Below are 21276 nucleotides of genomic sequence, written 5' to 3'. Positions count from 1 at the left end.
CAAAATGTCATTTTGGAAAGGCTTTAAAAAAACTAATTAAATAATTATTTCCTGGTAATGATCTCAATAACCCCTTTTGAAGCTTTTTCGCCATACTTATCAGTAGCGTTTTCTCCTTTGAGCACTGTGAGGGATTCGATAATTTCATTGGAAATAGAATTCGGATTAAAATCTTCAGGCATTTCTTTGCCATCTACCACATAAAGAGGTTTGGATGCATCTGGATCTGCACTACCTACGTCTCTTACGGACAAAGTTTTTCTTTCCGAATAATCTGAAGAAGTAATTGTTGAGACTGAAAATTTAATGCTTTTTGAAGGGTCCTCACCATTTTTATCTTCTTGAGAAGTTCTTTTTAGTTCTTCCTGAGATCTCAATTCGATCTCGATGACCCCATTTTTACCTTTTTGACCATATTTCTTAGTCGCATCGTTTCCTTTAAGCACCATAAGATTTTTTATACTTGATGGATCTAAAGTTGAGACATCAAAACCTTCTTTCTGTAGCTGTCCGTCAATCACTATAAGTGGCTTACTTTCCTGAATAATTAATTTCTGAGATTTTTCATTTTTATCCTCGACTGCAATAATATCCTCTGGTTTTTTGTGAAAGCTTATCTCCTGTTGTTCAAAAGCAGTTGGCTTTGAAGATCCATGTACCGTAACCTTTGAGTCCACTCCCATTAAAACAGGAGGTTGATCTTGTAGTACGTGAATGAAGATCTTCTTCATTGGCATTTGGGAAAGATCTATATCCTTTAATGTTGCTTTAAAATCCTCAACAATATTTTCATGGGGAATAATTATAGCACCATCTTTAGCTTTGGCACCATACTTCTTCCTGGCTTCCTTCGGTTGGAGAACTTGCCAGTCTCCTTTTACTTCAAGGTGTTTGTTGATGAGTTGACTGCTCTTGTACTCCTTGCCGGAAAGTACATAAAGTGGTGATTTCCCTATTTCTGCAAGAGGATTGTCTGGCTGTTTTGGTACAGAGTTTTGAGGGGACATAGTGACCTCTTTTCCATTTGTTTGGATCAACAATGGAGAAATTCCATTAGGGTTATTTAAGGAAAGACTTCCTGTTGCACCACTGGATGCTTTTTTGAAGCTAACTTCGATATTAATTAGGAATCCTTCGGAATATTGCGGATTCTTAAAAGTTAGTTCTACGCCTTCTTGTTTAAAAAGGCGCTTATAAGCCCTGAGTGCTTTTTTATCTGTCTCTTTAGTAATATAAACTGTGAGTTCATTGGTGGTAACCTGCTCCTGCTGCGCAGGAACTTCCATAGCTTCGGTCTTGATATTAAAACTGAAGATGAAGAATGCAAGAAAAGGCAATAGCAAACCTGTCTTCCAAAAATGAGATTTTCGGGATGGATTTTTGTTGATCATCATAATACGTTTTTTAATCAGGGGTTGGTAAAATTGATTGGTCAGGGCCGGTTCAAAACCGCTGACAGAGATTTTTAGAAGAGTCTTTTGATATTCCTTTTTTGAGACCTTTGCGGCAACCACTTCTTTATCGGCCAAAAACTCCAGGTTTTGAACCAGGCTTTTTCTGTAGAACCATGTGAAGGGATTGAACCAAAGCATATATGTGCTCAGACTGCTAATTAATTGATCAATGGAATGCCATTGGCGGGCATGAGACATCTCGTGCTTCAAGATCAATTCCAGTTCTAAAGCAGAATGCTGGCTGGGATCAAGAACTATATAGTTGAAGAAGGCAAAGGGTTGAGTAATGCCTTCTTTGTTGATGATGAAAAAATTCTCTTTCCTACTATTTTTATGGGTTGTAATTAGGTAGAGCAGTGAAAAAAGTTCTCGAATAAATCTTAAAAGGAAAAAACCACAGCCCAGAAGGTATATGATTCCTGCGATTAACCACCAGTCGGTTGACTGGGTTTGACTGGTGGTTTTCGGGTTTATTTCTGCAGAAAAATTTTCGAGGAGCAATGGAGCAGCGGTGGTTTCAACTTCTACAGTCCTTGTGATCTCAAGGAAGGGCAGGAGCAAAGAGGTGAAAATCCCGGCCAGTAAAAAGAAACGGTTCGCATTGAAACTGGTGTCATTTTTAAGAAGGAAAAAATATCCCAGGAAAAAAATACTAAGTAATCCTGCGCTTTTGAGAAGGTATATAATTAGATCCTGCATCATTTTTTCTTTTCGATGATGTCCAGGATCTCCCGGAGTTCTTCTGCACTTATCTTTTCTTCACGGGCAAAGAAGGAAACAACACTTTTGTAGGAGCTGTCAAAGAACTTTTTGGTCGCCATGTTCATGAATTGCTTCCTGTACTCCTCTTTACTAACAAGTGGATAGTATTGGTGAGTTTTTCCATAAGCTTTATGTCCCACATAGCCTTTCTCTTCCAGATTTCTTATAATTGTTGAAACTGTATTGTAATGCAGGCCGGAGTCGGGAATCTCGCCAATGACTTCTTTAACGAAAGCAGCTTTTAACTTCCACAGGATCCTCATGATCTCTTCTTCTTTATTGGTAAGTTTTTCCATTTTGGTTCATTTAGGATCACAATCTAAAACAAACATAACTAATAAAATCGTTAAACAACTATTTTTGTAGTTATTCTTTTGCATTTCTCGACCTATTTGAGTTCAGTTGCTCGGCATTCCACATTCTTTTAGAATCTTTTATCTTCGCAAAAAAAGAAATTCATGAGCGTATTTTTTATTATCCTGGGATTAGTGCTGCTGGTAGTTGGAGGAGAATTCCTTGTAAGATCCTCTGTCGCCATTTCGTTAAAACTGAATTTATCTCGAATGGTGATAGGTCTCACCGTGGTTTCGTTTGCAACTTCTGCACCCGAACTCCTCGTGAGCCTGCAGGCGGCCCTTGAAGGTTTTTCAGATATTTCTCTGGGAAATGTGATAGGCTCCAATATTGCCAACATTGGGCTGGTTCTTGGAATTACTGCCATGATCTCTCCCTTGATTATTGACAGGGAGTTCTACAGGTTCAACTGGCCAATTATGATGCTTTTCTCCCTGGCGCTGTTCTATTTTCTTTCTTCGGAAAATGTGCTTTCCCGGATTGAAGGTGTAGTACTTGTCATCGCCATTTTGCTTTACCTGTTTCTGCTCATTAGGCGTGCCCGCCGGAAACCCGAGCTGCAGCCCGATGAAGTAGACCCGGATCTACAGGTGGCCTCGACCTTTAAAACTATCCTGTGGCTGGCCATTGGTGGTGCTGCACTTTATTTTGGGTCAGAATTACTGGTTTCGGGGGCTGTAGACCTGGCTTCAGCTTTGGGAATAAGTGAAAGGGTGATCTCGGTCACCATGATCGCAGTGGGAACAAGTGTGCCCGAATTGGCTGCCTCGGTGATCGCTGCTGTCAAACAGGAGAAGGCGATCTCTCTGGGGAATCTTATTGGCTCCAATATTTTTAATATCGCCTCTGTACTGGGAATCACGGCCATCATTCAGCCAATTGCAGTGAAATCTGAAGCTATTCTCACAAATGATATTTTCTGGATGATTGGAATTGCCTTTATTCTTATTCCTTTAGCCTTTGTTCCGAAAGCCTATGCTCTTAATCGTTGGAAAGGATTCCTTTTATTTGCAGCTTATGCTGTTTTTGTGAGTCTGGCATTTATCGAATAGGGGGTAGATCACAATAAAACCTAATATTTTTATAAACATCCCCTAAATTTTTAGGGGGTGTAACTAAAAATCCAATATCTTTGTTGCCGTTAAACCTTAAAAATAATTTAAATGGCAACTTTAAGATTCCAGGCACTCAAGGAGACTTTAAACCGCAAACCAATTGAAATTGAAGAAAAAGAACGGCGATCTGAACTTTTCGGCCGCAACGTCTTCACCGAAAGTGTAATGCGACAATTCCTTACTAAGGAAGCCTACCAAAGTGTATTGGAAGCAAATGCCACCGGCAAAAAGATCGATAGAACTATTGCCGATCACATTTCTACCGGAATGAAGGAGTGGGCAATTTCCAAAGGCGCCACTCACTACACACACTGGTTCCAGCCATTGACCGGTAGTACTGCCGAGAAGCACGATGCCTTTTTTGAAACCATTGGCGACGGACTCGCAATTGAAAAATTTGGAGGTGGCCAGCTTGTTCAGCAGGAACCCGATGCTTCCAGCTTTCCTCACGGTGGAATCCGTAATACCTTTGAAGCCCGTGGATACACGGCATGGGATCCTACATCCCCAGCTTTCATTTATGGAACCACACTTTGTATTCCCAGTGTATTTGTTTCCTATACCGGTGATGCATTAGATTATAAAACACCGCTGTTGAGAGCTCTTCAGGCTATAGACCAGGCAGCGACAGATGTTGCCAAATATTTTGATAAAAATGTGACCAAAGTACAGGCTACTTTAGGTTGGGAACAGGAATATTTCCTTATTGATTCTGCCCTGGCATCCTCGAGGCCCGATCTTCAATTAGCAGGAAGAACCCTACTTGGACATTCTCCAGCTAAAGGTCAGCAGTTGGATGATCATTATTTTGGGTCTATCCCTTCTAGAGTTTTGGCTTATATGCGTGACCTTGAAAAAGAATGTATGCTTTTAGGTGTGCCGGTAAAAACCCGTCACAATGAAGTAGCGCCAAACCAATTCGAGCTGGCTCCTATCTTTGAAGAAGCGAATCTTGCCGTAGATCACAACTCCCTGTTGATGGACGTTATGCAAAGAGTGGCCGAACGTCACAGCTTTGCAGTGCTGTTCCACGAAAAACCTTTTGCAGGGATCAATGGAAGCGGAAAACACAACAACTGGTCGTTGAGTACCGATACAGGAACAAACCTTTTAGGTCCTGGTTCCACGCCAATGAAGAACCTTCAGTTTCTCACATTTTTCATCAACACCATAAAGGCTGTTCATGATAATGAGGAGCTGCTAAGAGCTACCATTGCCAGTGCATCAAACGATTTCAGGCTGGGTGCAAACGAAGCGCCTCCGGCTATTATTTCCACATTTATTGGTTCTCAATTAACTGAAGTTCTTGATGAACTTGAAAAAGTGACCGATGGGAAACTTTCTCCGCAGGAAAAGACAGAACTTAAACTGAACGTTGTTGGGAAGATCCCTGAGATCCTCCTGGATAACACCGACAGGAACAGAACCTCTTCTTTTGCCTTCACCGGAAATAAATTCGAATTCCGTGCTGTGGGATCAACTGCAAACTGTGCCGAGCCTATGACCGCGCTTAATGCAATTGTAGCAAAACAACTCAGAGACTTTAAGAAGGAGGTAGATGAGCTCATCAAAGGTAAAAAGATGAAGAAGGATGATGCCATCTTCAATGTTTTGAGAGAGTACATTAAAGATTCAAAAAATATTCGGTTCGAAGGAGATGGTTATTCTGAAGAATGGGAGAAAGAAGCTGCAAAACGGGGCCTTAGCAATAACAGGAATACTCCAGAAGCTCTTAAAGCCCTGGTGAAGCAGGAGACTAAAGAGATGTATAAGGAGTTAGGTATTATGAATGAAGTGGAGATTGAAGCCCGCCACGAGATCCAGCTTGAAGAGTACATTATGCGTGTACAGATCGAAAGCCGGATTTTAGGAGACATAGCGCGTAACCACGTAATTCCTACTGCAATTCGTTACCAGAATATTCTCATTAAGAACGTAAGAGGCCTTAAGGAGATCTTTGCCGACGAATTTAAAGAGCACTCTAAGGAACAACTGGAGATCATTAAAGAGATTTCTGAACGTATTGCCAAGATCAATTCGGGAATAACTGAAATGATCGAAGCCCGTAAGAAAGCAAATAAACTGGAAGAGGCCGAAGATAAAGCTTTCGCCTATTGTAATGACGTCAAGCCATTCTTCGACATCATTCGCTACCATTGTGATAAGCTTGAGCTGTTGATCGATGACGAGATATGGCCATTGACCAAATACAGAGAATTATTATTCACAAGATAATACCTTTCAAAAATGTCATTTTAAGCCACTTCTTTTGGGAGTGGCTTTTATATTTCTTTAATCTGAAGGTCAAAAATCCTATTCTATTTATCTTTGACCCACAAATCCATCCACATGAGCCAGGAAATAAGTAAAAGATATGCCGACCGCGGAGTATCTGCCGGAAAAGAAGACGTTCACAACGCTATTAAGAACGTAGATAAGGGTCTGTTCCCTCAGGCTTTCTGCAAAATAGTCCCCGATCATCTAACGGGCGATGAAGATTATTGCCTCATCATGCATGCAGATGGCGCCGGGACTAAATCTTCCCTGGCCTATATGTACTGGAAAGAAACCGGAGATCTAAGCGTGTGGAAAGGTATCGCTCAAGATGCACTTATCATGAATGTCGACGACCTCCTTTGCGTTGGAGCAGTTGACAATATCATGCTTTCTTCTACCATTGGACGGAATAAGAATCTGGTGCCGGGAGAAGTTATTTCGGCAATCATTAATGGAACCGAGGAATTGCTCCAGGATCTTAAAAGCTTCGGGATTAATATTCATTCTACAGGTGGTGAAACGGCCGATGTTGGCGACCTCGTTCGTACCATCATTGTAGATTCAACTGTAACAGCACGAATGAAACGCAGTGAGGTCATCGACAATGCGAACATCAAACCCGGAAATGTAATTGTGGGATTAGCTTCATTTGGTCAGGCAACTTACGAGAAAGAATATAACGGTGGTATGGGCAGCAACGGTCTTACCTCTGCAAGACATGATGTCTTCGGAAAGAGTCTGGCTGAAAAATATCCGGAAAGTTTCGATCCTGCCGTGCCTGAAGATCTTGTTTACAGCGGTAGCAGAAATCTTACTTCAAAAGTCGAAAATAGTCCCTTAGATGCAGGAAAATTGGTGCTGTCACCCACTCGTACCTATGCACCAGTGATAAAGAAGATCCTGGAGAAGTATTCGAAAAATGAAATTTTTGGAATGGTTCATTGCAGCGGAGGGGCACAGACCAAAGTCCTTCACTTTGTCGAAAAGGTCCATGTAATTAAGGACAAGCTTTTTGAAGTTCCGCCTTTATTTAAACTTATCCAGCAGGAAAGTAAAACCGACTGGAAGGAAATGTACCAGGTCTTCAACATGGGGCATAGAATGGAACTTTATGTAGATGAAAAGATCGCGGATGACATTATAGCAATTTCAAGATCTTTTAATGTTGATGCTAAAATAGTGGGTAGGGTAGACGCTTCCGAAGAAAAGAAACTAACGATCAAGAGTGAGTTTGGGGAGTTTGAGTATAAATAGCTTCACGCAAAGATCGCAAAGATTTCGCAAAGGCCGCTAAAAGAAATTTTTATGAGTGAAAATGAAATTTCCTTTAAAATAATTGGTTGTGCGTTGAAATTGCACAGGAAAACAGGTCCTGGACTACTAGAATCAGTATATGAAAATGCCTTGGCTTATGACCTTCGTAGTTTAGGTTTCGATGTTCAGCAGCAGGTTCCAATGCCTTTTGTTTATAAGGAAGTAAAAATGGATGTGGGCTATCGAATTGATCTCCTGGTAAATTCCAAAGTAATAGTTGAAGTAAAATCTGTTGAAAATCTTGCTCCCGTTCATTTCTCTCAGGTGCTTACCTACTTGAAACTTTCAGATAAAAAACTTGGATTACTTATGAATTTCAACTCAAAAGCTCTTAAGGATGGAATTCATAGACTGGCGAATAATTTGTGATTCTTTGCGTTCTTTGCGCTCTAATCTTTGCGCCCTTTGCGAGAGAGCAAAGAGGTCCTTTCTAACACCTTCAACTTAGGTTCAATATACCTTTTACAAAATGGGGCATCGGGATTCTTTCTATAATAATTCTGAATAGACTCCCGTGAAGCCTTAAACTCCTGGAAAGGTAACACCTGTGTCACCAGTTTTTCCTCAAATTGCTTCTGAAGTACTTCAAGAATTGCTTTCACCTGTTTCTCCTTTTCAGAAGAAAAACAATAAACAGCACTTCGGTATTTTTTTCGGAATGAATGATTGACGGTGGAATTGTGGGTGTGAAGATGAATTTCAAGAAGCCGCTCCAATTTCACCTTTTTTGGCAGGTAATGTACAATGACAGCTTCCGAAAAAGTTTCAGCAGGCGGCGCAGAAGCGATATATCCCTGCTCAACTTTTGTCACTCCTTCTACGGCCTGAAAAACAGCTTCTGTACACCAGTGGCACCCGCCACCCAAGCCTATTTTATATACATCGTTCATACAATGTAAAAAATACAAAATTACTTCCTTTTCCTCTTTGTGTTCTTGACAATATCTTGTGCTCTTAGTGGGAAAAATTTGCTTTTTATCCACAATGCAAAGCGAGGTCAAAAATGAGAACAAGAAGATTTTTTGATCTCAAAAAATCCTATCCTGAAATCCACTAGATTTATCGTAAATTTGCCACTTTAAGGAGATGTTATGATCGAGAAATTAAATATTGTGAAGCAGCGTTTTGATGAGGTGAATGATCTTATCATTCAGCCCGACGTGATTGCCGATCAAAAGAGATATATAGAGCTGAACAAGGAGTACAAGGAGCTTAAGAAGCTCATGGAAGTGCGTTCAGAATATGTGAGCCTTGTAAACAATAAAAAGGAGGCCGAAGAGATCATTGCCGATGGCAGCGATCCTGAAATGACCGAAATGGCCAAGCTACAGCTCGAAGAGGCCAGGGAGCAGATTCCCGGTCTTGAAGAAAAGATCAGGATGATGCTGGTGCCAAAAGATCCGGAAGATGCTAAGAACGTGGTTATGGAAATTCGTGCCGGTACGGGTGGGGATGAGGCCAGTATCTTTGCCGGCGATCTTTACCGCATGTACACCAAATACATTGAAAGCAGAGGCTGGAAACACCAGATCGTTGACTTTAGCGAAGGAACCAGCGGCGGATTCAAAGAGATAATTTTTGACGTTACAGGGGAAGATGTCTACGGAACTTTAAAGTTTGAAGCCGGAGTACACCGTGTACAGCGTGTTCCGCAAACTGAAACCCAGGGGCGGGTACACACCTCTGCCGCAACGGTGATGGTACTTCCCGAAGCTGAAGAATTTGACGTAGAGATCGATCCTAAAGATGTGCGGATTGACTATTTCTGTTCATCGGGACCTGGAGGGCAGTCGGTTAACACGACTTACTCGGCGGTACGATTAACGCACATGCCAACCGGTTTGGTGGCACAATGTCAGGATCAGAAATCCCAGCATAAGAATAAAGAAAAAGCATTTCGCGTGTTGAGGTCCAGGCTTTATGAGCAGGAACTGGCCAAGAAAATGGAAGAGGATGCTGCTAAGAGAAACTCTATGGTTTCCAGCGGAGACAGAAGTGCGAAGATCCGTACTTATAACTATGCGCAGGGCCGGGTGACCGATCACCGCATTGGTCTAACGCTTTACGACCTTGGAAATATCATCAACGGAGATATCCAGAAGATCCTTGACGAATTACAATTAGTTGAAAACACAGAAAAACTGAAAGAGAACTCAGACGTTTTCTAAAAAATAAATCATCAAAGCTGCCGCAATCCGGCAGCTTTTTTTATTTCCAGCCAATGACGACTTCCCAGCTTACAGAACAAATACGCCTTAAAAAGTCTTTTTTATGTATTGGTCTTGATGTCGACCTGACAAAGATCCCTCAGCATTTGCTGAAGGAGGAAGATCCTATTTTTGCCTTCAACAAAGCGATCATTGATGCTACGCAGCATCTTGCAGTGGCATATAAACCAAATCTGGCTTTTTACGAAGCTCACGGGATAAAAGGCTTCCAGGCTTTGGGGAAAACCATCGATTACCTGAACGAAAACTATCCCGAGATCTTCACCATTGCCGATGCGAAACGAGGTGATATTGGAAATACTTCAGGCATGTACGCAAAAGCCTTTTTTGAGGACCTAAAGTTTGACTCGGTCACCGTAGCGCCTTATATGGGAAAAGATTCTGTGGAGCCTTTTTTGGCTTACGAGAATAAACACACGATTTTACTGGCCTTAACGTCTAACGCCGGTGCATACGATTTTCAAACGCAGCAGGTTGAAGGGGAGGAACTTTATAAAAAAGTGATCAAAACTTCAAAAGAGTGGAAGAACGGTCAAAATCTTATGTACGTGATCGGGGCAACCAAAACCGAATTTTTACAGGAGATAAGGAAGATCATTCCTGAAAGTTTCCTCCTGGTGCCGGGAGTAGGTGCACAGGGTGGCAATTTGAAGGAGGTTTGCGAATTTGGAATGAATCGGAATATTGGCCTGCTCATCAATGCATCCCGTGCCGTGATCTATGCTTCTCACGGTGCCGACTTTGCTGAAGCTGCTGCTAATGAAGCCGAAAAACTGCAGCAGGAAATGGCTTCTTTTCTGTAGCCAGGATTCATCTGAAACAGGTGTCAAAAATGACATTTTTGGCACCTCCTAATTTTCGGAATTATGAGAACATTCTACGACCAGTTAAACCGAAAAATTGAGCTGAAGGAAATTCCGCAGCGCATTGTGAGTCTGGTGCCGAGCCAGACGGAGCTGCTGGTAGATCTGGGGCTTCGGGAGCAGGTTGTTGGAGTTACGAAGTTCTGTGTGCATCCAGAAGACCTTCGGAAGGAAAAACGAGTGGTGGGCGGCACAAAACAGGTGCATCTGGAGAAAATTTCTGCCTTAGATCCAGATATTATTCTTTGTAACAAAGAAGAAAATACGGAAGAAATGGTGGCGGAGCTGGAAAGGATCGCTCCCGTTCATGTTTCAGATATCAAAACCATAGATGATTCCCTGCAGCTGATCCTTCAGTACGGCGAGATCTTTGGAGTTGCCGGTAAAGCTTCAGAAATAGCTGAAAAAATTCGTTTTGAAAAAGAGCTTTTTCAGAAGGAAATGGACGGAGTGCGTGAACGTAAAGTGGCTTATTTTATCTGGAAAAATCCATGGATGGTGGCAGGAAAGGAAACTTTTATAGATCACCTGCTGAAACTTAATGGCTTCAAAAATGTGTTTTTAGAGGAAGATTCGCGTTATCCCGAAGTTGAATTATCACAATTAAAACATAAGGAAGTGGATCTGGTTCTGCTATCGACAGAGCCTTTTCCATTCAAAGTTAAGGATATAGATCTGGTTAAAACTGAGGGGAGGATGGACAGCGTCCATGTGGTGGACGGAGAATTCTTTAGTTGGTACGGCTCGCGACTTCTGCTCGCCTTCCATTATTTTAAAAATCTTCAGGCGATCCTGCCTTGATTTCTCTCCATTCTGCGAATCTCTCGAAGTATTTTACAAGCCTTCTCATTGAGCAAATCACTTCTTGATTTGTCAACTAAGGCAAGCTCGAAAGATCTGCGCATCAGGAAGGAATATTTTTCCTGAAGCCTCTCCAGAGTAGAGCGGGGTTCAAATAGTCGAAACATATATTGTTTGTTATTGGTACAAAGATATCTGCTCCAATTTCGAACATATCCTAACCTAAAGTTAACTTTTTGATAAAACTGTGGCTTTTAGCTTCCTCTCCTGTTAAAAACTTATGACCTTGCGGCTAAACGTACAGGTTCTACCTGCCTTCAAAAGAAATCGTAACTGTTTATAACTCAGAAAAACCTGACAAATTCAGGGGTTATTCCGCAGGTTTTCTGAACCTATTTTCAGGCGCAATTTTCAGAATTTTCTTTTCTTAAATTATGGCTAAATCCCCGAAAGTATCCTCAGAAGATCTGCACTTTAATCTTGTAAAGCAAATACCCTTTTCAGCAGGTCTGTAGTTCTGGCTGCAAAGTTATTTCTTATCTGTTTTTCCTCAACTGCGATCATGGTATATACGCCTTGCAAAGCTTGCTGCGTGACATAATCTGCCAGGTCGGGATTCACATCATTGGTAAGTGGCAGTGCATTGTAGCGGCTAATGATATTTGTCCATACCTGGGTTGCGCCTACACGATCAAGGGAAGTAGTGATCACAGGATTAAATTTGTTATATAATGGGGTGGTGGTTTTTTGGGAGAGATAACTGGTGGCAGCAGTATCATCGCCCAGCAGAATATTGCGGGCATCGGTGAAAGTGATCTGCTTCACGGCATCAACGAAGATGGGAGTTGCTTCCTGCACGGCGTCTTCTGCGGCGCGATTGAGCACCTTTATACCTTCATCTGCCAGACTGCTCATGCCAAGGTCCCGTAAGGTCTTGTCTACTTTCTGCAATTCGGGAGGAAGACCGATGCGCACAAGTTCATTATTGAAAAATCCGTCCTCCTTTGCCAGCTTTGTGACTTGTTTATCGATACCAAAGTCGAGCGCCTGTCTTAGCCCGGCAGCAACTTCGGTATTTGAAATGCCAACTCCTTCCTGCGGGAGGGAGTCTGCTATTTGCTGCAGCTCGGCACAGCCTAGAAAGAATGGTATAATTGCAAGGAGGAAAAATTTCTTCATGATCCTGTTTTTGTCAAAGTTAGCTATAAGCGCAGGAATAAAATCATAAACAAAAGTTATCCTGTGGCTCGTAGAGGTTTTGAGCATTTTGCAATAAAACTGGCAGCAGTTTTTATATCCTTTCAAAAATGGCATCTTCGTTTCTAAATTCGTAAATTGCACGCCCTAAAACGTTTTCGACAAAATGGAACAACAAGCTCCTTATAAACCCAAGAATAAAGTAAGAATTGTCACTGCAGCATCCCTTTTTGACGGACATGATGCCGCAATTAATATTATGCGCCGCATTATTCAGTCTACCGGAGTGGAGGTGATCCACCTGGGACATGACCGTAGTGTGGAAGAGGTGGTGAACTGTGCAATCCAGGAAGATGCCAATGCAATTGCCATGACCTCTTACCAGGGTGGTCATACCGAATATTTTAAGTACATGTATGACCTGCTGAAGGAAAGAGGAGCGGGTCACATCAAGATCTTTGGTGGTGGTGGCGGAGTGATCCTTCCCGAAGAAATTAAAGAGCTGGAAGATTATGGGATTACCCGCATCTATTCTCCCGATGATGGCCGTGAACTTGGCCTGCAGGGAATGATCAATGATCTTGTAAAGCAATCTGATTATCCATTGGGAGAAAGCCTGAATGGTGAAATCAAAGAGCTGGAAAATAAAACTCCGGGTGCTATTGCGCGGGTGATTTCGGCTGCAGAAAATTTTCCGGAAGTTGCTAAAGACACTCTTGAAAAAATACATTCTGAAAATAAGAAAACTGAAATTCCTGTACTTGGGATCACCGGAACCGGTGGTGCCGGGAAATCCTCTTTGGTAGATGAGCTCGTGCGACGCTACCTTATGGATTTTCCTGAAAAGACCATTGGAATTATTTCCGTAGACCCTTCAAAAAGGAAAACCGGAGGTGCCCTTTTAGGAGACCGTATTAGGATGAATGCGATCAATAATCCGCGGGTCTACATGAGATCTTTGGCGACCCGTCAGTCAAACCTTGCGCTTTCAAAATATGTTGCTGAAGCGATCCAGGTGCTAAAAGCTGCAAATTATGACCTTATTGTTCTGGAGACTTCAGGAATTGGACAATCTGATACCGAGATCCTGGAGCATTCCGATGTTTCTCTATATGTGATGACCCCCGAGTTTGGTGCGGCCACGCAGCTGGAAAAGATCGACATGCTTGACTTTGCCGATCTTGTTGCGATCAATAAGTTTGATAAACGAGGAGCTTTGGATGCTTTACGTGATGTAAAAAAGCAATACCAGCGAAATCATGGCCTGTGGCATGAAAATGCAGATAATCTCCCGGTCTTCGGAACCATAGCTTCGCAGTTCAACGATCCCGGAATGAATACGCTTTATAAGCAGATCATGGACAGGATCGATGAAAAAGTGGGCAGTAAGTTCAATTCCACTTTTCATATTTCTAAAGAGATGAGCGAAAAGATCTTCGTGATCCCGCCAAACAGAACGAGATACCTTTCCGAAATTTCTGAAAATAACCGCAGTTATGATGAGAAAGCTGCAGCTCAGGCTGAGGTAGCTCAGAAACTCTACGGAATTTATAAGACAATAGAATCAGTAACCGGGGTTAAGATTGATCTGAACCAGTACGGGCTTGAAGAGGATGATCTTAATAATGCTACAACTTCAGATAATGAAGACCTTGTAAATCTTCTTAAGAAAGAGTTTGATAAGGTAAAAATGGATCTTGATCCTTACAACTGGGAGATCATTACCGGGTGGGACGAAAAGGTAAATCGATATAAAGATCCTATTTATTCTTTTAAGGTAAGGGATAAAGAGATCAAGATCGAAACGCATACAGAATCCTTATCACACACGCAGATCCCGAAAGTAGCGCTTCCAAAATATCAGGCCTGGGGTGATATTTTAAGATGGTGTCTTCAGGAAAACGTTCCCGGGGAATTTCCATATACTGCAGGGCTTTATCCTTTCAAACGTCAGGGAGAAGATCCAACCAGGATGTTTGCCGGGGAAGGATCTCCTGAGCGTACCAACCGCCGTTTCCACTATGTGAGTATGGGCTTACCTGCAAAACGTTTGTCTACAGCTTTTGACTCGGTTACGCTTTACGGAAACGATCCCGACCGCCGACCTGATATCTACGGAAAGATAGGGAACTCGGGAGTTTCCATCTGCTGTCTTGATGACGCCAAGAAGTTGTATTCCGGTTTTGATCTTGCCGATCCTATGACCTCGGTGAGTATGACCATCAATGGTCCGGCGCCAATGTTGCTGGGATTCTTTATGAATGCAGCCATCGATCAACAATGTGAAAAGTACATTGTTGAAAACGATATGGAGGATGAGGTCAAGCAGAAGATCAAAAAGATCTATGATGAGAAAGGAATGGAGCAACCAAAATATCGCGGCGAACTTCCAGAAGGAAACAACGGCCTCGGATTAATGCTTCTAGGTGTCACCGGTGACCAGGTGCTGCCTGCCGATGTTTATGCCGATATTAAAAAGAGAACGCTGAGCCAGGTTCGGGGAACCGTACAGGCAGATATTTTAAAAGAAGATCAGGCGCAGAACACCTGTATCTTTTCTACGGAATTTGCGTTGCGATTGATGGGAGATGTACAGGAATATTTCATCGAAGAAAATGTGCGGAATTTCTACTCGGTCTCCATTTCGGGATATCACATCGCTGAAGCCGGAGCCAATCCTATCACTCAGTTAGCACTTACATTGGCCAACGGATTCACTTATGTGGAATACTATCTGAGTCGCGGGATGGACATCAACAAGTTCGGACCCAACCTGTCTTTCTTCTTCTCTAACGGAATTGACCCGGAATATGCAGTTATTGGAAGGGTAGCGAGAAAGATCTGGTCTAAAGCACTCAAGTACAAGTACGGAGCTAATCCGCGGGCGCAGATGCTGAAGTATCACATCCAGACATCCGGAAGATCGCTACACGCGCAGGAGATCGATTTCAACGATATCAGAACAACGCTTCAGGCACTTTACGCGATCTATGATAACTGTAACTCGCTGCACACAAACGCTTATGATGAGGCGATCACTACGCCTACAGAAGCTTCAGTAAGAAGAGCGATGGCCATTCAGTTGATCATCAATAAGGAGCTGGGATTAACAAAGAACGAAAATCCTATCCAGGGAGCTTTTATCATAGAAGAACTTACCGATCTTGTGGAGGAAGCCGTGTTGCAGGAATTCGACCGTATTACAGAAAGAGGAGGAGTGCTGGGAGCTATGGAAACCATGTACCAGCGCAGCAAGATCCAGGAAGAAAGTCTGTATTACGAAACTTTGAAGCACAACGGAGATTTTCCGATCATTGGGGTGAATACTTTCCTTAGTTCTACAGGATCACCTACAGTCACTCCGGGAGAAGTCATTCGAGCAACCGAAGAAGAAAAACAAAACCAGATCGAAACGCTGAATAATCTACACGAAGCGAAGAAAGAGCTGGAGCAGGAGACCCTTCAAAAAGTGAAAAATGCAGCCATTCAAAATGAGAACATTTTTGAAGTGCTCATGGAAGCCACGAAGGTATGTTCTCTGGGCCAGATCACAACTGCACTTTTTGAAGTAGGAGGGCAGTATAGGAGAAATATGTAAGCAGGTCGCCTTTTTTCTCAACCAGAGGGCAGAGAAAAAGGTGCAGCCTGCTTATCCAGATGAGCGGTAGCGATATCGGGATCTTCAATAAACCTCACAGGTTCCAAAAACCTGTGAGGTTTCTACTTTTTTAGGTTTACAACCCTTTCAGGGTTTGGAACCCTGAAAGGGTTAACTACTTCACCAAACTAAAATGTCCTCTCAAAATGACATTTTCGGGAAGTGAGAATTCGAACCAGTAATCATCTGCGGGTAATTCGCTGCCATTAAAGGTGCCGTCCCAGTTTCCGGAGTTGACGAAGAATTGGGAAAGTAGTTTTCCATAGCGGTCAAAGATCCTTACCTCATGACCCTCAACTGGATAGTTGCCCGTGCTTACAAACCAAAGGTCATTGATCCTGTCATTATTGGGACTAAAAACAGGAGGGAACTCCGGCACGAGAACTTCCAGCGAACTGATTTCGCAGCTGCTCGCATTTCTAACATACAAGGTGTTCATACCCACGGGAAGATCCTGGAGTTGAGGTCCTGGATCATAGGGTCCGTTGGGGTCATTAACCGCGTAATCCCTGCCGGCAAAAACGGGAACTTTTATTTCCTTAGAGCCTATTTCGATCCTGAGATCCTTTGCAGAAAAACCTGCCATCTCTACGGGGCTGTTAAGCAACAGGCTAAGTGTCGAAATGCTGAAGCAGCCATTTCCTGAAGTTTCTTCTACCCTCGCATAAAATGTTCCTCCGCCTGTATTCAGGGCAGAGGAGATTTGCTTCCGGTCATTTTCGGCATCTTCAGGAGTAGCGAAGAAGCCGAGAGTATGATTGGAAGCTGAAAGCCCGTTAAAAAGCTCGTCTTTTTTCGAAAGCAAATCGAAAATTGCCAGGCCATCATTATCGAGATCACATAACTCATAATTTACCGTGGGTAGGATGGCCGGACCTTCAGGAATAATAAGATTGAAATCCACAATCTCCGAACATCCCGTAGCGAGGTTTTCTACCCTCGCATAGATAGTCTTGTTAGGTAAAGAGCTGGTATATAGGGGCGGTAACTCATTGGTGTTGTCAATTGCCTGTGCGAGCTGGGCGAAATATTTAATTTCTGTCTGGGGCTGGGAGGTGATCTCATCCCGGGTGTCAAAAAGGTTAAAATCTGCAGTGCCATTTATACCGCACTTTACAAGGTTGGCAGGTTGATTCACTTCAACTCCTTCGGGAAAGGGAAAACCACCAACTGTGGAGGTGCCAGTCCATTCTAATTCAAAAGGACTTTGTCCAATGGGTCGGTCAATAACAATAAAATAAGATTCTCCCGGGAGCACATCAAGAGATCTCACAAAGCTGTTCCCATCAACACCAGGACCTTCAGAAGTTTCTGTTTCCTGGTCGTTCATTCCGGTAAGGTTATCTGCCTGATTGGAAGCCAGAGGATTTGTAGTGGAACATCGAATTGCCTCCCCCAAATTTCCGCAGCTGGCGTTGGGACCAAAAATGAAGAAATCATAATCAACTTCCAGGTTGGGACTGGTAGGCGATAACGTAAATCCAAGGGTCCCTGCTTTGGTAATTTCGATCTTGATCCACAGGCTGTTGTGCTCCATACTTGAGCAGGCATTCGATCCAATTTCCTGTTGCCCCACACCCGTGGCATTACTGGAAATGGCTCCATTCCCGCAAACTTCTATCGCTCCGGAACAATCGTTAAGTGAAGTTTGAGCTTCAATGGAAAAGTTCGTGCTAAACAAAAGAAGGATCAGCCAAAAAAGTTTCGACAGATCCTTCTTAATATTTTTAATGATGAATTCCATTTAGCCCCAAAAATGTTGTTCTGAAATGCCTTTTTTGGAAGGTAAGTTTCAGCAGGAGCAATTTAGGATTTTTTTACTGTCCCCGGAACAGTAGCGATTTTTGCCATTTTTGAAAGGTTAGTCCTCTTCGTCAAATGGATTATCGAACGGAATATCATCATCTGGATCCTTGTCGTCATAATTGACTCCCGGAGGATTAAATAAACCCCAGCGATCAATGATATAATTCCACTGGTCAAAGGTTTTTACCCATTCTGCAAAAAGGATCCTGAACTCTTCCACTTTATCGCGCAGCATTTCAAGATATTCCACTTCTTTAAAATCTTCGATCAAAAACCCATTGCATCCCACGTAGATCTGCCTTGCGCATTTTCTAATGACTGCAGCATTTTCCATTTTAATATCGTAAAGATCTACCCCTTCGGCACCTGCAATCTTAGGTGCTAGTTGTAAGGCATCTTCATACAGGTTGGAAGCTACGGTTGCAGTAAAATCATTTTCTTCGGGTACAAGTTGGACAATGCGATCTACTATTTCCAGGATCTCAATGGCCTTCTGATACAGGGGCATGCGCTCCAGTTTGTCTCTTCTCATTTTTGATCCTTGGAATTAACTTGAGCTGCCATCGGGTTTCTGAACATTTGAATTTTGAAGCAGTTTCCATTTTTCATATTGCACAAGATCGTCGCTCACAAGTTTAAGACAGGCTGCAATTACGCCCGCGTCATCAAGAAAACCTGCAATGGGAATAAAATCTGGAATAAGGTCAAGTGGCATGAGGACATAAAGCAAGGCCCCCGCTACGGCAGCAATTGTTTTCCAGGGAACTGCGCGATACTCCCCGCTCCAGTAGTCACGAATAAGGCTGAACATACTTTTGGCACGATCAACATAGCCACTAATGGAATCATTGTTGCGAAATTTGTTCTCGATCTTTTCTTCTTTTGCCAATAGCTTTTCAAGATCCTTGTCACTTACCTTTTCAGATTGCTCGTTCAAAGCTTTACTGGCCTTTTCGGGGCTAAATTCTTTCATATGATTGTTCTTATTTATTTTCTTTTTGTCCAATTCTTCTAAAGATGTTGTCGATATTATAGTGGGAGGAGCTCTTTAACCGGGAGAGTTCGTCCCAGGAAATGGGAGTGGCAACGCCTGCATCTTCAGTTGCCCGCAGGGAGTAAGGACAAACAGCCGTTTGAGCATAGGCATTGCGCAAATAATCAACAAAGATCTTCTCCTCTCTTTGATCCTTCCGAATTTTTGTTGTGAACAGGTCTGGATGCAAAGCAGCTGCTTCTTCGGCGAGATCTCGCACCTCCTCCTTAACCGCATCGAAATCCTGTCCTCTTCTTTTCGAATAATATAAATGTAAGCCGTTTTTTCCGCTGGTCATCAGGGAGGCCTCTATTCCCTTTTCTTTTAAAAAATCCCTCAGTACCCTCGCCGCTTTCCTTACCTGTTCAAATGCATTGGCAGGAGGGTCAAGATCAAAGACGATCTTATCTGGCTCCCGCAACTTATCCTTTCGGCTTAACCAGGTATGAAAAACAACTGTGCCCTGGTTCACTAGATAAACAAGGGTTTTTACGTCGTTGCAAATGATCTGGGTATTACTGCCTTCTTCGGTGGGGACTTCTACAGTTTCAATGAAATCGGGAAAGTAGTCGGCAGCATTTTTCTGATAAAATCCGCTGTCCTGAATTCCGCCGGGAAAGCGTTGTAAGGTCAACGGGCGATCTTTCAGAAAGGGGAGCATAAGTGGCGCTATTCTTTCATAATAAGAAACCATGTCGCCTTTTGAGATCTTTTTCTGCGGAAAAATGATCTTATCGGGATGAGAAATTTCTATGCCGGCTACTTCCATTATTCTTCTTTTTCCTCCTGTTCTATTTGCTTCAGACTTCTGCCTGAAACTACACTTTTGGTTTCAGTATTTACAGGATTCCTACGAGCATCGGCTTCAGGATCATCCTGCTTCATGAGGAGCCAGTTGCCTTTCATCTTTCCGCCTTTCATTTCCACCAGGTTATAGCCGCCTTTAAGCTTTTCGCCGTGCAGGGTTACCTCAATACTTCCGGCCTGGAAGCTATCCTCTAGAGAAATGATATTTCCATCATCATCCTTTTTATTGCTTTCAATAGTTCCTGTATCCCATATCATTACTGTGCCACCACCATATTCTCCCTGGGGAATGACTCCTTCGAAATCTGCATAGGCCATGGGATGATCTTCGGTAGGGATAGCCATTCTTTTTACAGAAGGATCTGTGCTGGGGCCTTTAGGAACAGACCATGATTTTAAGGTGTTGTCTATCTCCAGCCTGAAGTCGTAGTGCAAATTTGTAGCATCATGTTTTTGAATGACAAAAATAGGTTGCTTATTTGCCTTTTTTGAAGGACCATCTTTAGGTTCTTTTGTTTTACTAAAGTCTCTTTTTTCGTTATAACTCTTCATTTCTTTACACTGCTTCCGAATTTGAAAATGTACGAAAATTGCCTCTCTCCCTTCGTTAAAGAAGTCTCAAAACTTAAAGAGAGGTTAAACTTGAAAGCCAAAGCAGCTTCGTTTTTGCAGGAAGTTTATTTTAAATACTTTTACCATTTAATTTATTTTTCAGAATAATAATGGAGGGAATCTGGGTTTTTGCCATTGCCGTATTTACAGGGTTTATTGCTATCAATAATCCCGTGGGGAATGTGCCCATATTTCTAAGTCTCACGCGACAGGCGGACAGGCCTACACGAAAGAACATTTCCCGAAAGGCAACCTTTACCGCATTTATCATTGTTTCAGGTTTCATTATTCTTGGGAAGTACATCTTTGATTTCTTTGGTTTGACCATTCCTGCCTTTAAGATCACTGGTGGTATTCTTGTATTCTTTGTTGGCTTTGAAATGATAAGAGCCCAGGTCTCGAGTATTGATAACCAGAAGGAGGTGAACTTCAATGAAGAGATCTCAATTTCACCTCTTGGGATTCCTATCCTGGCAGGCCCGGGTACTATCGTTACAGCGATGAACTTTACTACTACAGCTACTTATCTACAGCTTGGGATTATCCTGGTGATGTTTGCCCTTGTCATGTACCTTAATCATCTCGCTTTCTTGTCAAGTGAATATCTTGTACGTTATATTGGAGCAAATAAGATCGTGGTAGTGGAGAAAATTATGGGGCTAATCATTGCTATTATTGGGGTTAACATGCTGATTCAAGGCATCCATATAGCCTTTATGGAATAAAATTTAAATAATAAATTGATTTTTAGTAGGTTATCGTTTTTATAGTCGTACCTTCGCCTCCAATTTAAATTTATATAATGAATAAAGGTACAGTTAAGTTCTTTAATGAATCAAAAGGTTACGGTTTTATTAAAGACGAAGAATCAAATGATGAGTATTTCGTACATGCTAATGGTCTTGTAGATGAAATTAGACAGGATGACGAAGTAACTTTCGACCTTGAAGAAGGTAGAAAAGGTGTAAATGCAGTAAACGTGAGACAAGCATAGT

General features: G+C 42.4%; 20 protein-coding genes. 10 read left to right on the top strand and 10 right to left on the bottom strand.

What is annotated here, in order from left to right:
• Nucleotides 1–44: 44 nt before the first annotated feature.
• Together HC175_RS12480 and HC175_RS12475 are read right to left on the bottom strand one after the other, a co-directional pair.
• Nucleotides 45–2156 (bottom strand): M56 family metallopeptidase, encoded by a 2112-nt coding sequence (locus HC175_RS12480; RefSeq protein WP_168138836.1) that lies wholly within the window; start codon nt 2154–2156, stop codon nt 45–47.
• Nucleotides 2153–2512, bottom strand: a complete 360-nt coding sequence (locus HC175_RS12475; protein ID WP_168138835.1) for a BlaI/MecI/CopY family transcriptional regulator — start codon at nt 2510–2512, stop codon at nt 2153–2155. Before HC175_RS12475 ends, HC175_RS12480 begins: the two co-directional genes overlap by 4 nt.
• A 162-nt stretch (nt 2513–2674) precedes the next feature.
• Between HC175_RS12475 and HC175_RS12470 the strand changes: the two genes are divergently transcribed.
• The 4 genes from HC175_RS12470 to HC175_RS12455 all read left to right on the top strand — a co-directional run bounded on the left by HC175_RS12470 (nt 2675) and on the right by HC175_RS12455 (nt 7645).
• Nucleotides 2675–3622: a calcium/sodium antiporter gene (locus HC175_RS12470; RefSeq protein ID WP_168138834.1), complete on the top strand. Its 948-nt coding sequence runs from the start codon at nt 2675–2677 to the stop codon at nt 3620–3622.
• A 111-nt stretch (nt 3623–3733) separates the two neighbouring features.
• Complete coding sequence (locus HC175_RS12465; protein WP_168138833.1) at nt 3734–5920, top strand: glutamine synthetase III family protein; 2187 nt, start codon at nt 3734–3736, stop codon at nt 5918–5920.
• A 114-nt stretch (nt 5921–6034) separates the two neighbouring features.
• Nucleotides 6035–7216 (top strand): AIR synthase related protein, encoded by a 1182-nt coding sequence (locus HC175_RS12460; RefSeq protein ID WP_168138832.1) that lies wholly within the window; start codon nt 6035–6037, stop codon nt 7214–7216.
• 51 nt (nt 7217–7267) lie between these two features.
• The gene (locus tag HC175_RS12455) at nt 7268–7645 is read left to right on the top strand and encodes a GxxExxY protein (protein ID WP_168138831.1); all 378 of its coding nucleotides are present in this window, start codon (nt 7268–7270) and stop codon (nt 7643–7645) included.
• A 20-nt stretch (nt 7646–7665) separates the two neighbouring features.
• Here the strand turns inward: HC175_RS12455 and HC175_RS12450 are convergent, their stop codons facing one another.
• Nucleotides 7666–8166, bottom strand: coding sequence for a peptide-methionine (S)-S-oxide reductase (locus HC175_RS12450; RefSeq protein WP_168138830.1), 501 nt, complete (start codon nt 8164–8166; stop codon nt 7666–7668).
• Between the two features lie 201 nt (nt 8167–8367).
• Here HC175_RS12450 and prfA point away from each other — a divergent pair, with 201 nt between their 5' ends.
• From prfA to HC175_RS12435, 3 genes are all read left to right on the top strand, one after another.
• The gene (gene prfA / locus HC175_RS12445) at nt 8368–9444 is read left to right on the top strand and encodes a peptide chain release factor 1 (RefSeq protein ID WP_168138829.1); all 1077 of its coding nucleotides are present in this window, start codon (nt 8368–8370) and stop codon (nt 9442–9444) included.
• 53 nt (nt 9445–9497) lie between these two features.
• A complete protein-coding gene (pyrF, locus tag HC175_RS12440) occupies nt 9498–10307 on the top strand; it encodes an orotidine-5'-phosphate decarboxylase (RefSeq protein WP_168138828.1) in 810 nt (269 codons plus the stop codon).
• A 63-nt stretch (nt 10308–10370) separates the two neighbouring features.
• Nucleotides 10371–11168 carry an ABC transporter substrate-binding protein gene (locus tag HC175_RS12435; RefSeq protein ID WP_168138827.1) on the top strand — a complete coding sequence of 266 codons (798 nt, stop codon included), beginning with the start codon at nt 10371–10373 and terminating at the stop codon, nt 11166–11168.
• Here HC175_RS12435 and HC175_RS12430 read toward each other — a convergent pair.
• Both HC175_RS12430 and HC175_RS12425 read right to left on the bottom strand, forming a co-directional pair.
• Nucleotides 11150–11335 carry a Lacal_2735 family protein gene (locus HC175_RS12430; RefSeq protein ID WP_168138826.1) on the bottom strand — a complete coding sequence of 62 codons (186 nt, stop codon included), beginning with the start codon at nt 11333–11335 and terminating at the stop codon, nt 11150–11152. The two genes, HC175_RS12435 and HC175_RS12430, sit on opposite strands and share 19 nt — an antisense overlap.
• A gap of 307 nt (nt 11336–11642) precedes the next feature.
• The gene (locus HC175_RS12425; RefSeq protein ID WP_168138825.1) at nt 11643–12347 is read right to left on the bottom strand and encodes a DUF4197 domain-containing protein; all 705 of its coding nucleotides are present in this window, start codon (nt 12345–12347) and stop codon (nt 11643–11645) included.
• Between the two features lie 184 nt (nt 12348–12531).
• On the opposite strand from HC175_RS12425, the gene HC175_RS12420 reads away from it, so the two are divergent.
• A complete protein-coding gene (locus HC175_RS12420; protein ID WP_168138824.1) occupies nt 12532–15963 on the top strand; it encodes a methylmalonyl-CoA mutase family protein in 3432 nt (1143 codons plus the stop codon).
• 175 nt (nt 15964–16138) lie between these two features.
• Here HC175_RS12420 and HC175_RS12415 read toward each other — a convergent pair whose 3' ends face one another.
• From HC175_RS12415 to HC175_RS12395, 5 genes are all read right to left on the bottom strand, one after another.
• A complete protein-coding gene (locus HC175_RS12415; RefSeq protein WP_168138823.1) occupies nt 16139–17767 on the bottom strand; it encodes a T9SS type B sorting domain-containing protein in 1629 nt (542 codons plus the stop codon).
• Nucleotides 17768–17884: 117 nt separating this feature from the next.
• Nucleotides 17885–18361, bottom strand: a complete 477-nt coding sequence (locus tag HC175_RS12410; protein ID WP_168138822.1) for a hypothetical protein — start codon at nt 18359–18361, stop codon at nt 17885–17887.
• A 15-nt stretch (nt 18362–18376) separates the two neighbouring features.
• Nucleotides 18377–18802, bottom strand: coding sequence for a YkvA family protein (locus HC175_RS12405; RefSeq protein WP_168138821.1), 426 nt, complete (start codon nt 18800–18802; stop codon nt 18377–18379).
• Nucleotides 18803–18812: 10 nt separating this feature from the next.
• Nucleotides 18813–19631, bottom strand: a complete 819-nt coding sequence (gene ligD / locus HC175_RS12400; protein ID WP_168138820.1) for a non-homologous end-joining DNA ligase — start codon at nt 19629–19631, stop codon at nt 18813–18815.
• On the bottom strand, nt 19631–20221 hold the full coding sequence (locus tag HC175_RS12395; protein ID WP_168138819.1) for a DNA polymerase ligase N-terminal domain-containing protein: 591 nt from the start codon (nt 20219–20221) through the stop codon (nt 19631–19633). The genes ligD and HC175_RS12395 overlap by 1 nt, the downstream gene beginning before the upstream one ends.
• A gap of 170 nt (nt 20222–20391) precedes the next feature.
• Between HC175_RS12395 and HC175_RS12390 the strand changes: the two genes are divergently transcribed.
• A complete protein-coding gene (locus tag HC175_RS12390; protein WP_168138818.1) occupies nt 20392–21006 on the top strand; it encodes a MarC family protein in 615 nt (204 codons plus the stop codon).
• Between the two features lie 77 nt (nt 21007–21083).
• Nucleotides 21084–21275 carry a cold-shock protein gene (locus HC175_RS12385; protein WP_029035283.1) on the top strand — a complete coding sequence of 64 codons (192 nt, stop codon included), beginning with the start codon at nt 21084–21086 and terminating at the stop codon, nt 21273–21275.
• Nucleotide 21276: the final 1 nt, after the last annotated feature.

The organism is Salinimicrobium oceani (assembly GCF_012037645.1).
Note: the sequence above shows the minus strand (reverse complement) of the source record. Positions and strands in the feature narration are given on the sequence as shown.